The following is a 12,044-nucleotide window of genomic DNA, read 5'->3' as shown; positions in this document are numbered from 1 at the left end:
TCCAGTATCAATAAAAACACACAAAAAGTAGGATGATGAAAAATACAATTATTAAGTTAGTAGCTGTGGCTACTCTCGTTTTCTCTCTTGTCTTTTCGTGAATTCCAACCCCTGCTTTTGCTTTTAATTTCAGCAGTTTGAATACGCTGATGGCAATAAATAGTGGTGAAACTGTAGATAATACAATTTACAAAGTTGTAGTAAATCATGAGGAGCAGTATTCAATATGGCCAGCTGAACGAGAGAATCCCCTTGGTTGGCGGGATGCTGGCAAAACTGGCTCAAAAGCAGAATGTCTGGCTTACATCGAAGAAGTTTGGACTGATATGAGACCACTTAGCCTTCGCAAGAAAATGGAAGAAGCTGCTCGTAACCAGTCTTAGCGCATTTCCTAGCTAGTTCTATCCTTACAACCCATTTACAAACTAACAAAAGCTCCCTACAAGTTATTCTAAAACTGTAGGGGGCTTTTGATATAGGCAAAAGTTGCTACAGACTGTGCAAAACACCGAAACGTGAAGGCAAAAGTTGCTACAGGCTGCGCAAAACACCGAAACGTGAAGGTAGAAGTTGCTACAGGCTGCGCAAAACACCGAAACGTGAAGGCAGAAGTTCTTACAGGGAAGACGGAACCTGCTACAGGCTGCGCGAAACACCGAAACGTGAAGGCAGAAGTTCTTGCAGGGAAGACGGAACCTGCTACAGGCTGCGCGAAACACCGAAACGTGAAGGCAGAAGTTAATTTTTAACTTGCTTAACTTTACTATAATTGCGATCGCCTGGGTTGGGTGCTTGGTGCGATCGCGAGGATCAAAAAAGTCGGGGAGCTTCTTTGTCACAATTGATTTAAGATTGCGATATCAGTTTTGCTTTGAGGAATAAAACCATGACTCAAGCCTTACGCAAACTAGTTACATTCGATGAATTTGTTGCTCAATACCCAGACAACCCACAACGACATTCTTAATTTGCTGTTTGGAAGAAGGTGAGTATCTAATTAATAAATTTCGAGGTAATGACCGTATCCAATCACCAACTTTCCCAGAATTGAATTTAACCGCAGAACAAATTTTTTGCGCTAGTGTGGTCAGCTAAATTTCGAGTCTCTATTAAAATTACATTAGAATTCAAGACTCACAAAGGAACACACGCGCAGCTGTTTACGCCAATCTCCTTAAAATTATGTCTAATGACGCAATTATTCAATCTGAATTATTAGAACACAAAGCTGATAAAGAGCAAAATATCTGTAAAATTCTCAGTGTACAAGAATTAAGTCTTCTAAACGATCGCTCCAATAGCAAAGGACTAGTTCAACTGATTTTGCACCTTACAGTCATGGGTTGCAGTGGCTACCTATGGGCAACAAACTTTGGTAATTGGTCGGTGGCTATACCAGCACTGTTAATCTACGGCTTCAGTCTGGCTGCGATGTTTGCACCGATGCATGAATGCGTTCACAGAACGGCTTTCGCTAACAATCGTTTGAATGATTTTGTAGCTTGGTTTTCCGGCTTACTTTCATTTTATAACAGCACATTTTTTCGCCGCTATCATAAATGGCATCACCGTTACACTCGCGTTCCTGACAAAGATCCAGAATTGACCGATCCCAAACCGAGCAATCTCGGCAAATACTTGTTGATAATTAGCGGTTTACCGTGGTGGTGGGGTAAAATAAGCGGGCATTTTCAAGTTGCGACTGGTCAATTTGACAATTTTCCATTTGTGCCAGAAGCAGCACGAGTCGAAGTTATTCATTCTACACGTTGGCAACTAGGTATTTATGCAGGTGCGATCGCTCTTTCAATTGTAGCTAATCAGCCTTGGTTTATCCTCTATTGGCTGCTTCCCCTACTTGTCGGTCAACCGATTCTCCGGTTTATTCTGCTAGCAGAACATACAGGTTGCACTCTTGATGCAAATCTGCTCACCAATACCCGCACAACGCTCACACTTTGGCCTGTACGATTTTTTATGTGGAATATGCCATTTCATGCAGAGCATCATTTGTATGCATCAATTCCGTTCCACGCGCTACCAAAAGCACATCAGCAATTGAGCAAACACTTTACTCACATTGAACCTGGCTATCTAAAAGTCAACTGGAATATCTTAACTAATCCGTAATTCGTAATTGGGCATTGCTTATTTCTCCTTGTCCCCCACTCTCTACTCCCCATTCCCTTTAATTTTAATTTGCTCTAAACTCGACCTGAACGCACCTTTATCAGATCATGAAGAATGATTAAGAAAAACGAGTATAGACAAACATGATAAAAATGCTAGCTGAAAACTTGATGGGAATTGAGACAAGCTTACAAATTAATTGGGTTTGGCTAAATGCCAGCTTAGAGTTTGCTAGTTGGGCACTCTTCTCACTTTTACTTGCTGAGATATTGAGAGATAGTTACCATGCTTTGTGTCACCAAGTCAATTGGCTTGCTAAATGGCACAACAAGCACCACATGGCTTATCGCCGGGATTTATCGATAGTTTCCCTAAAAATTTACCAAGAATCCCAGCTTTATCACGACATTTTAGAATCGAGTCTATTGCTGGTGGTATTGGTAGTCGTTGCTTTAATTGTCCAGCAAATGGGGTTATGGCTGGGCGTAGCTTATGGTTGTACCTTTTTGTATGGCGCGTCTGTGCGATATTTTCAGGGAAAAATTGATACGGATTACAACCACCTACCCGGCCCTTTAGAGACAATACCATCTATTTGGTGGGTGAATCGGTCTTACCATTGGCGGCATCATTTTGATGATGTCAACGCTTACTACAGTGGTGTCTTTCCTCTAGTGGATAAAATTCTGGGTACAGGACTGTCTCTCAAAGGTAAAACCATCGCTTTAACCGGAGCATCAGGAGCGTTGGGGCAAGCGTTGGCGGCTGAACTTGTCAAGAATAATGCTAAAGTCGTGGCATTAACCACTAATCCAGAAAAATTAGTCGAGCAAGTTGGGGTAAAGGTGGTTTCCTGGCAGTTGGGCAACGAAGCCAATCTGAAGGAGAGTTTAGAGAAAGTAGATATTTTAATTATCAATCACGGAGTCAATGTCTACGCCAGCCGTACATCGGAAGCTATCAATTCCTCTTATGAAGTGAATACCTTTTCAGCATTGCGGTTGATAGATATATTTTTGACAACTGTAACAGGCCCACAAGCAAAAGCAACGAAGGAAATTTGGGTAAACACTTCTGAGGCTGAAGTTTCTCCAGCACTGAGTCCGCTTTATGAACTCAGCAAAAGAGCGCTAGGAGATATTGTTACACTCAAGCGTTTGAATGGGGATTGTGTAATTCGCAAGTTAATTCTTGGCCCGTTTAAGAGTCAACTGAATCCTTATGGAGTGATGTCTGCACAGCAAGTTGCTCGTGCGATCTTATTTTTGGCACGGCGCGACTTCCGAAATATTATTGTGGCAATAAATCCTCTCACCTATCTGCTGTTTCCCTTAAAGGAAACTAGTACGTCACTATACTATCGAGTCTTCAGCCGGACAGCAAAAGTGAACAGGACTTACGCAAACAATAGTCGAAAATAATGATTTTGAGGTAGTGGTTCATCGCATTAATTTTGCGGGGCTGCTAGATCCCCGACTTCTTCAAGAAGTCGGGGATCTGAAGAACAGGACTTACGCAAACAATAGTCGAAAAGAATGATTTGAAGGTAGTAGTTTTTCAAGTTTAAATTGATAGGTAAGCAAGTTTGTAGTAAGGACTTTAGTCTTTATTTTCTCAGCACTGAAGTGCTTACTACAAACCCTCAAAAGTGAAAGTGAGTGCCTTAGCCTTGCAATAGTTTTGACAAGCAAGGGCGCAGGCGATCGCTAAATTGAAACAGAATTTGAATAAACTTGAGCAAGCGATCGTTTTTTAATAGCCATCATCCTAACTCCACCATTAGGAGCAAGGGTAAATCCACGTCGTTGCAGTTTAATAGGTTTATTTTCTACTAAGGTAAGTTGATAATTGGATAAAACTGTTGCGAGGACTAATTTGATTTCTAACTGAGCCAGGGCATATCCTAAACAGCGCCGAATTCCACCACCAAAAGGAATAAATTCCCAAGGGGAATACTGGCGTTCTAAAAAACGTTCGGGATTAAATTGTTGAGGATTAGGATATAAGTCTTCCCGGTGATGCAGAAGGTAGATACTTGGCATTAAAGTTGTATCAGGAGGAAACTCATATCCTGCAATGTTTATGGATGATTTGGTAATCCGTGGGAAAAGCACTGGTAGGACTGGATACATCCGCAGGGTTTCTTGGCAAACTGCGCTTAAGTAAGGAAGTTGGGCAATTTCCATCGGGTTTGGATTTTCTCCCAAGCTGTCGAGTTCCTGCTGCAATTTTAAGAGGACATCTGGATTTTGGTGAATTTGATAGAAAGCCCACGCTAGGGTTGTTGCTGTAGTTTCATGTCCAGCAAATAAAATTGTGATCAATTCATCTTTTAATTCATCATCGGTCATTGCTTGCCCATTTTCATCCCGTGCTGCCATCATCAAGCTCAGAACATCTCCTTGGCTCTGATTGTTCTTTGTTCTTTTCTCTACAATTTCTGCTTGAAGTAGCTCATAAATATGGCTTTGTCTACTTTTCATCTGCCCCCAAGGAGTCCATTTTCCCCAATCTTGTTGTAAGAATGGCAAAAATAGCATACTGGAGCGCAAAGGAGAATCAGTCATATCCAACCAACTAGTAAGTAGAGGTAAAATTAGTTGATAGCGTTCCCCTTCACTTAAACCAAAAACAATTTGTAAAATGACTTCTAGACTAACTTTCTGCATAGCAGAACGAGCCACAAAAGGTTGACCGATTTGCCATTGACAGGCGATTTGCTCAGTAATTAAACAGATTTGTTGAGCATAAGTCTGTAGCCTTTCTCCATGAAAGGGGGGCATTAATAATTTTCGTTCTCGTCGATGGCGGGCACCATCTATTAACATGAGAGAATTTCGCCCAATCAAAGGTTCTGCAATTTTATTACCACGACCAATATCAAATTTAGAATCTTGACTGAAAATTTCTTGAATGGCTTGGGGATGGCTAATAATTACATAAGAACCGAGTCCACTCAGTTGCATGGAAAAAATATCTCCATATTTTTGACTATACTTTTGCTGAAATCCAATCGGATCGGCAATCCACCCGATCAATTGCCACCACGAAGGACTAGTAATGTAATTGGGTAATTGACTAAGCATAATATTTACCTGTGATTCCACTTCATAATCTCAAACAAATACACCCATTATCCCTGAGTAACCGTATTTAGGGACTGGCTCATGACCGCATTTATTAAGCTATCTAGCAAGCGATCGCGTGATAAAAATGTCAGTTCTTTTCCATACAACATTTCTTGTACAATCACGTAGGATGCCAGCGAACCAAAAAAAATATGAGCCATTGCTTCTGGGTCGGTGATTCCTAATTCTGGATGAGATGCGAAATACTGACTTAGGATTTGCCGACCGCGTAGCACAACGGTTTGGGTATAAAGTTTGGCTAGTTCTGGAAAGTTTTGTGACTCGGTGATAATCAAACGCAACAATGCCAAATAATTGGGATTATCAGCGACTTCGGTTAAATAAATTTCAGCAATTTGACGCAAAAAAATCGCTGGTTCATCATGTAATTTTTCGGTGCAAAAAATACTTTGAAAACAAGCTATAGTCAACCGTTCTATCAACGCTTTAAACAGCCCTTCTTTATCTTGAAAGTGACTGTATATTGTTTGCTTAGATACTCCAGCCGCCGCACTAACACGATCCATACTTGTTCTAGCGTAACCCTCCTTCAAAAATACCTGTATAGCTCCTTGCAAAATTTTCTCCTGTTTTGGAGCGATCGCAGGTAAAGGATTTTCTAGTTGAAAAGTAGGGTCTATGGGCATGAAGAGTAAACTTTTTTACGTAATATCTTGTATTATCATACTAGACAGTCTAGTATATGACACTGAATTCAAAATTTTCAATTTACCAAATATTTTTCAAAATCCAGGGTGATACCATGACTCAGACTATCCCAACATCCCCGGAAAATCTCAAAGATGCAGTATCAAAGCAGAAAAGCCGCAAGAAACCGATCCTTTTAACGATTGGGGTGCTGTTAGTGGCTGGTGGTATTGGCTACGCGGTGTGGCGCTCTCAACCGCAAGTATCGGCAAATATACTGCAAGTTAGTGGACGGATTGAGGGTTATGAAACCGAGATTGGGATCAAGCGTTCTGGAAGAATTGAGACAATTGCCGTGCGGGAAGGGGCAGCAGTTAAAAAGGGGCAAGAGTTAATTAAGTTAGACGACATAGACGATCAATTACTGCAACAACAACTACTTGGTACTCAAGCGAGAGTGACATCTGCTAGATATGATGAACAGCAGGCAATTTCAGATGTAGAGCGAGTCACTAGAGAAATTCAAGAAATTAACAGCCAAATTAACGAAGCTAAACTTAATTTGCAGCAGTCTCAAGGGGATACCCAAGGAAGAATTGAGCAGGCACAGGCAAATGTAGCAGCAGCTAGAGCCACATTAGTGCAAGCACAAGCGCAAGTTAAACAGGCAGCAGCAGAAGTTAATTTAGCAAAAATCAACCGCGATCGCTATGCCCAATTGGTAAAAGAAGGGGCGGTAAATCAACAACAATTCGATCAAGCCCAAACTACTCTAGATACCGCAATCGCAACCCTAGAAGCACGACAGGCAGCAGTGAATGCCGAACGCCAGCAATTAAAGGCGACATCAGGAGCGTTAACTCAAGTTAATACTACAGGTTTCAATCCTGACATTCGCAACGCCCAGTTAACAGCTTTAGTCAGAAAGCAGCAACAAAGTTATGCTCAACTTAAATCTGCACAGGCAAAAGTCAACTCTGCCCGTGCCAAAGTCAAAGATGCCCAAGCATCAAATCAGCAAATCCTCACCCAGATTGCAGACTCTAAAAAAGATGTAAATGTAGTTAGTCCTTTAGATGGAGTAGTGACAGCCCGTAATGTCGAACCAGGTGCAATAGTTAGCAATCAGACTAATATTTTGACAATTGTTGACCCCAAAACAGTGTATTTTAGAGGTTTTATTCCCGAAGGCGATATTGGCAGAGTGCGTCTAGGACAAACAACAAAAATCTTCATTGATTCTGCACCAAAGAAACCATTAGAAGGTAAAGTAATTGCCATCGATTCGCAAGCTTCATTTACACCAGAGAATATTTACTTTCAAAAAGATCGAGTCAGACAAGTAGTAGGAATTCGGATTAAAGTTCAAAACCCTGATAGCTGCTTTAACCCCGAAAAACCTTATAGTGAATCAGATTTACCCTGCGCCAAAATGGGGATGCCAGCAGATGCCGAAATTAGTTTGAAGGCAGGGGGCAGGGGGCAGGGGGCAGAGGAGCAGGGGAGTAGAGGAGCAGGGGAGCAGAGGGGCATACTTCTCTACGAGAGGCTGCGCCAACGACTGCGCTCAGTAACCGGGGGAGCAGGGGGGAGGATAGCGCAGTGGTAGCGAGTCCGCGAACAGTGGCAGGAGGTAGAAGGGAATGAAACAGCAAATTACTACTTTCTCTCGAAACTTACCGCTATCATCTAGTTTGCCAACCACAGCAATTGAAGTTCGCGGTTTGCACAAGCACTATGGAAACTTAGCTGCTGTGCGGGGAATTGATTTGAGTGTCTACAAAGGTGAAATGTTTGGATTGATTGGCCCTGATGGTGCGGGGAAAACTAGTACATTTCACATTTTGGGTGGTGTGATGGAAGCAACGGCGGGGGAGGTGCAAATATTGAATCAACCTGCACGAGATGCCCGATTAATCACAGGTTATCTTACTCAACAGTTTTCGCTGTATTTGGATTTGAGTATTGATGAAAACTTGCGTTATGCAGCAGGGTTGCGGCAAGTAGCAGATGATTTGTTAAGGGAACGCCGCCATAAATATTTAAAATTAATGAATTTAGAGCGATTTGGCGATCGCTTAGTGGGACAACTTTCTGGTGGGATGAAACAAAAACTGGCGCTGTGTTGTGCTTTGGTTTCGCAACCAGAAGTATTGTTACTAGATGAACCTACCACAGGTGTCGATCCAGTTTCCCGGCGGGAGTTTTGGGATGTGCTGGGGGAATTATCAGCCGAGGGGATGACAATTGTAGTTGCGACACCATACTTAGACGAAGCTGAACGCTGTCACCGCGTGGCTTTAATGTACAGTGGGCAAATTCATGAAATTGGTACACCCAAAGAATTACGGGCTAACTTAGGCTTGCATCGTTTAGAAGTGCGAACAGCCAACCTGGAAGCGACAGAAGAAATACTCTCCCAGGCTACTCAGAAAAATATAGTAGATGTGCAAACTTTTGGCGATCGCTTGGATGTCCTCGTTGAAGATATAAATTCTGGCGAAACCCAAGTTCGCGAACTACTGCAACAACATCACTTACCTTCTCCCAGTATCGAACATGGCGAACCCACATTAGAAAACGTCTTTGTCACGCGCCTGCGACAACAAGGTTCCGCGCCGCAGTTTTTTCCATTTCCTCGTTATCGGAAGAGGGGAGCACAGGGAGTATTTAATACTCAGCACTCAGCGCTAGCGATATATGCTCGCAACCTCAGCCGTGTTTTTGGCAAGTTCCAAGCCGTTAAAGATGTCAACGTCGAAGTGCGTTATGGGGAAATTTTTGGGTTGTTAGGTGCTAATGGTGCTGGAAAAACCACCACCATTAAGATGCTGTGTGGATTACTAGAAGCAAGCGGCGGTGAAATTTCCTTGGGTGGTGAAACCGGAAATCTGCGTAGTGCAGACTTACGGCGACGCATTGGTTACATGAGTCAAAAATTTACCCTTTACGACGATTTAACTATTCTGCAAAATCTCGAATTTTATAGCGGAGTTTACGGTGTACCTCGCAAACTTCGACGGGAAAAAATTGATTGGGTAATCGCTACCTGTGGCTTAGAAGGACAAGCAAACATGATTACAGGGCAGCTACCAGGTGGTTGGAAACAGCGAGTTGCTTTCGGTGCTTGCGTGATGCACGAACCAGATATTTTATTTTTAGACGAACCAACATCAGGAGTAGATCCGTTAGCGCGTCGCCAATTTTGGAAGTTGATTAATGACTTCGCCCGCAACGGTACAGCCATTTTAGTGACAACGCACTATTTAGAAGAAGCTGAACAGTGCAACCGGATGAGTTTTATGGTTGCAGGAGAAACCGTTGCCGAAGGTTCACCCAGTTCTGTCAAAGCATCGCAACCGGGACAACTAATAGAAATTATGGTCAATCAAAACCAAGTAGCCTCTAAAATACTAAAACAACACTTCGAGTCTTGGCGCGTCTCAATTTTTGCTGATAGTTTACACGTTGTTCTCGATCATCCAGAACAGGAAATAAATCAACTAGCTCAACTTTTAAAATCTAATCAAATTACCATCACTTCTTTACGTCCGATTCCTTTTTCTTTAGAAGATGCCTTTATTGGTATAGTACAGCGATCGCAAGAATAGAAAAAGAGTATGCAGCAAATTATCCTCCCAAAACCTCTGCGTTACTCTGCGCTAACCTCCGCGTTCCTCTGCGTTTAAAAACACTCTGATTTTTGCCAAAGCCGTACTTAATATATATGAAACGAATTATTGCTCAATGTGTAAAAGAAATAGCTCAATTCCGCCGCGATCGCCTGACGTTGGCACTAGCTTTTTTATTGCCATTCATAACTTTAATAATTTTTGGCTTTGCCATTAGATTGGAAAGTAAAGATATTCCCTTAATTGTGCAAGATTTCAACCGCACAAATTTAAGTAACAGCTATATTGAAAGACTGTATGCTACCAATCAATTTGTGCCTAAAAAATGGTCTGGTGGCAATCCCACACGCGATGCTATAGATAAGGGAATTGCCAAAGTCGCAGTCATTATTCCACCGGAATTTAGCCGTAATATTCAAGCAGGTAGAAGTACAAATGTGCAAGTATTAATCGATGCCACTGATGTTAACAATGCCCGTGTAATTAGAAATAGTATTCAGAGAGTGACAAACTTTTTTCTGCAAGAGCATGGGCTACTACCTGCTACTAGTCGTATTACAGCACGAATGCGCCTATGGTTTAATCCTGGGAGATTAGAATCGCTGTATATTGTGCCAGGAACTTACGGAGTTATACTCTGGATTTTTCCTTCATTGCTTGCTGCGATCGCAATGGTACGGGAAAAAGAAAAAGGGACAATTTTACAAGTCTACGCTTCTAGTATTAGTGCCACTGAGCTATTACTTGGTAAAGGATTGGCATACCTATTAATTGCCATCGTCGAGGCATTAGTAGTTATGATATTAGGCTCAATTATTTTCCAAGTCGGCATAGTTAACAACCCCATAACATTAATATTTGGCACTTTACTATTTCTGACAGATAGCGTTTTTTTCGGATTACTTTTAGGAGTCCGTAGTAGTAACCAAAATGCTGCTGTTCAAGGCGTTTCTCTCGTAGGCTTTATCACATCATTATTACTCTCAGGTTTTATTTATCCCCTCAACAATATTCCTTTCCCCTTATCACTACTACCTAACATAATTCCGGCGCGTTATTACATCGATATCACTCGTGATGCCTTCGTGCGTGGTACAGGATTTGGCGGAGTTTGGTTTGATTTGCTCATGCTTGCAGCTTTGGGATTAGTGTTTTTCAACGTATCACGCCGAGTTTTAAGCCGAATGCAATTATCAAATTAATCTATCTAGCTTTTGTACGGTTTAATAAAAAGGAATTTTATGAAACTTATTCAGCGATTATTTGATAGTCCATTTTGGGCATTAATGCGGAAAGAAATTAATCAAATTCTCCGCAATAAGCAATTAATTGTTTTGTTAGTTGTCCCGCCAACAGTCCAATTATTGCTGTATGGCTTCATCCTCAATCCCGACGTTCATAACTTACGATTAGGTGTCATTGACTATGCCAACGTCAGCGCTAGCCGGGAGTTAGTTTCAGCCATGACATCAAATCGAATTTTCACCTTAGAATCTGTACCAAGCAGTGAAAAAGCATTGAGTCGTCAGGTAGAAGAAGGAAAATTAGATGTCGGGGTAGTAATTCCTCCCGATTTTCCGCGTCAACTGGCACAAAAATCAGCAGAAATTCAAGTATTTATCGATGCTGTAAATGCTAATACAGCCGGGATTGCCGGAAATTATATGAATCAAATTATCCAGCAATATAATCTACAATTAGCCCAAGGTAAATTAAATCCCCCAGTTGCACCTGAAGTTGTATTCCTTTACAATCCCGGACTGACAAGTAGTTGGTTTTTTGTCCCAGGAGTTATGGGTTTAGTTTTAACATTAATTGGCACATTAGTATCAGCAATTACTGTTGTTCGAGAAAAAGATACCGGAACTTTAGAACAATTATTAATGACTCCAGCTGCTAACTGGCAAATATTACTATCAAAAATCGTCCCTCTAGCATTTTTATTGATGGGAGATGTTTTATTAGCTATTACTTTAGCAACAGTAATATTTCATGTACCATTTCGAGGTAATTTTCTGCTATTTCTCGCCCTATCAAGTATGTATGTATTTGTCGGGATTAGCTTGGGTATTATGTTGGCGACTGTGAGTAGTTCGCAACAACAGGTAGTTTTGACATCTTTCTTTATTAATTTACCAATGGTACAAACTTCTGGAGCGATCGCACCCATTGAAGCCATGCCACCTTTGTTTCAAACCCTATCGCTACTCAATCCCCTGCGCCATTATATTGCGATCGTTCGAGGTATTTTGCTCAAAGGTGTTGGCTTAGATGTATTGTGGATGAATGTTTTGGCTTTAGTCGCTTTTGCTGTTGTGTTATTAACTATTAGTGTTAGTAAGTTTCGCAGTCAGTTAAGCTAAAAGACAGGCTAACTTGAAAAGAGTTTATATCATGTCCGCCTAATAGTTATGATTCCCAAATCTATGCAGAAAGCCCAAAAACCCTCCCTTCTGTACCTCTATAGTCTTAATGATATAGCAATCCTAAATCATTTGTGAAAAAT

Annotated in this window: 9 protein-coding genes and 1 pseudogene; 8 read left to right on the top strand and 2 right to left on the bottom strand. The window is 41.5% G+C overall.

Features of this window, described 5'->3' with window-relative positions; translation table 11 throughout:
• The first annotated feature begins 149 nt into the window (after positions 1 to 149).
• The 4 genes and pseudogenes from QUD05_RS23305 (at position 150) to QUD05_RS23290 (ending at position 3,551) form a co-directional block, all read left to right on the top strand.
• A complete protein-coding gene (locus tag QUD05_RS23305) occupies positions 150 to 383 on the top strand; it encodes an MbtH family protein (RefSeq protein WP_289798175.1) in 234 nt (77 codons plus the stop codon).
• 556 nt (positions 384 to 939) lie between these two features.
• A pseudogene (locus QUD05_RS23300) lies at positions 940 to 1,095 on the top strand (Uma2 family endonuclease); the annotation flags it as partial.
• Between the two features lie 87 nt (positions 1,096 to 1,182).
• A complete protein-coding gene (locus tag QUD05_RS23295) occupies positions 1,183 to 2,130 on the top strand; it encodes a fatty acid desaturase family protein (protein WP_289798174.1) in 948 nt (315 codons plus the stop codon).
• A gap of 143 nt (positions 2,131 to 2,273) precedes the next feature.
• Entirely contained in the window at positions 2,274 to 3,551 is a 1,278-nt protein-coding gene (locus QUD05_RS23290; RefSeq protein WP_289798173.1) for a bifunctional sterol desaturase/short chain dehydrogenase, read from the top strand.
• A 285-nt stretch (positions 3,552 to 3,836) separates the two neighbouring features.
• Here QUD05_RS23290 and QUD05_RS23285 read toward each other — a convergent pair whose 3' ends face one another.
• Positions 3,837 to 5,216 carry a cytochrome P450 gene (locus QUD05_RS23285; RefSeq protein WP_289798172.1) on the bottom strand — a complete coding sequence of 460 codons (1,380 nt, stop codon included), beginning with the start codon at positions 5,214 to 5,216 and terminating at the stop codon, positions 3,837 to 3,839.
• Between the two features lie 47 nt (positions 5,217 to 5,263).
• Positions 5,264 to 5,905 (bottom strand): TetR/AcrR family transcriptional regulator, encoded by a 642-nt coding sequence (locus QUD05_RS23280; protein ID WP_289798171.1) that lies wholly within the window; start codon positions 5,903 to 5,905, stop codon positions 5,264 to 5,266.
• A 116-nt stretch (positions 5,906 to 6,021) separates the two neighbouring features.
• Between QUD05_RS23280 and QUD05_RS23275 the strand changes: the two genes are divergently transcribed.
• From QUD05_RS23275 to QUD05_RS23260, 4 genes are all read left to right on the top strand, one after another.
• Positions 6,022 to 7,515 (top strand): HlyD family secretion protein, encoded by a 1,494-nt coding sequence (locus QUD05_RS23275; protein ID WP_289798170.1) that lies wholly within the window; start codon positions 6,022 to 6,024, stop codon positions 7,513 to 7,515.
• 34 nt (positions 7,516 to 7,549) lie between these two features.
• Positions 7,550 to 9,517: an ATP-binding cassette domain-containing protein gene (locus tag QUD05_RS23270; protein ID WP_289798169.1), complete on the top strand. Its 1,968-nt coding sequence runs from the start codon at positions 7,550 to 7,552 to the stop codon at positions 9,515 to 9,517.
• Positions 9,518 to 9,633: 116 nt separating this feature from the next.
• The gene (locus QUD05_RS23265) at positions 9,634 to 10,740 is read left to right on the top strand and encodes an ABC transporter permease (protein ID WP_289798168.1); all 1,107 of its coding nucleotides are present in this window, start codon (positions 9,634 to 9,636) and stop codon (positions 10,738 to 10,740) included.
• Between the two features lie 39 nt (positions 10,741 to 10,779).
• Positions 10,780 to 11,901, top strand: coding sequence for an ABC transporter permease (locus QUD05_RS23260; protein ID WP_289798167.1), 1,122 nt, complete (start codon positions 10,780 to 10,782; stop codon positions 11,899 to 11,901).
• The last annotated feature ends 143 nt before the right edge of the window (positions 11,902 to 12,044 follow it).

Source organism: Nostoc sp. GT001, assembly GCF_030382115.1.
Classification (GTDB): domain Bacteria; phylum Cyanobacteriota; class Cyanobacteriia; order Cyanobacteriales; family Nostocaceae; genus Nostoc.
The sequence above is the reverse complement of the archived record's forward strand: the minus strand, read 5'-3'. Positions and strand labels throughout refer to the sequence as shown.

Excerpts from the sequence above, each read along its gene's own strand:
- QUD05_RS23305 (WP_289798175.1), top strand. The coding sequence starts at position 150 with ATGGCAATAAATAGTGGTGAAACTGTAGATAATACAATTTACAAAGTT.
- QUD05_RS23295 (WP_289798174.1), top strand. The coding sequence starts at position 1,183 with ATGTCTAATGACGCAATTATTCAATCTGAATTATTAGAACACAAAGCT.
- QUD05_RS23290 (WP_289798173.1), top strand. The coding sequence starts at position 2,274 with ATGATAAAAATGCTAGCTGAAAACTTGATGGGAATTGAGACAAGCTTA.
- QUD05_RS23285 (WP_289798172.1), bottom strand. The coding sequence starts at position 5,216 with ATGCTTAGTCAATTACCCAATTACATTACTAGTCCTTCGTGGTGGCAA.
- QUD05_RS23280 (WP_289798171.1), bottom strand. The coding sequence starts at position 5,905 with ATGCCCATAGACCCTACTTTTCAACTAGAAAATCCTTTACCTGCGATC.
- QUD05_RS23275 (WP_289798170.1), top strand. The coding sequence starts at position 6,022 with ATGACTCAGACTATCCCAACATCCCCGGAAAATCTCAAAGATGCAGTA.
- QUD05_RS23270 (WP_289798169.1), top strand. The coding sequence starts at position 7,550 with ATGAAACAGCAAATTACTACTTTCTCTCGAAACTTACCGCTATCATCT.
- QUD05_RS23265 (WP_289798168.1), top strand. The coding sequence starts at position 9,634 with ATGAAACGAATTATTGCTCAATGTGTAAAAGAAATAGCTCAATTCCGC.
- QUD05_RS23260 (WP_289798167.1), top strand. The coding sequence starts at position 10,780 with ATGAAACTTATTCAGCGATTATTTGATAGTCCATTTTGGGCATTAATG.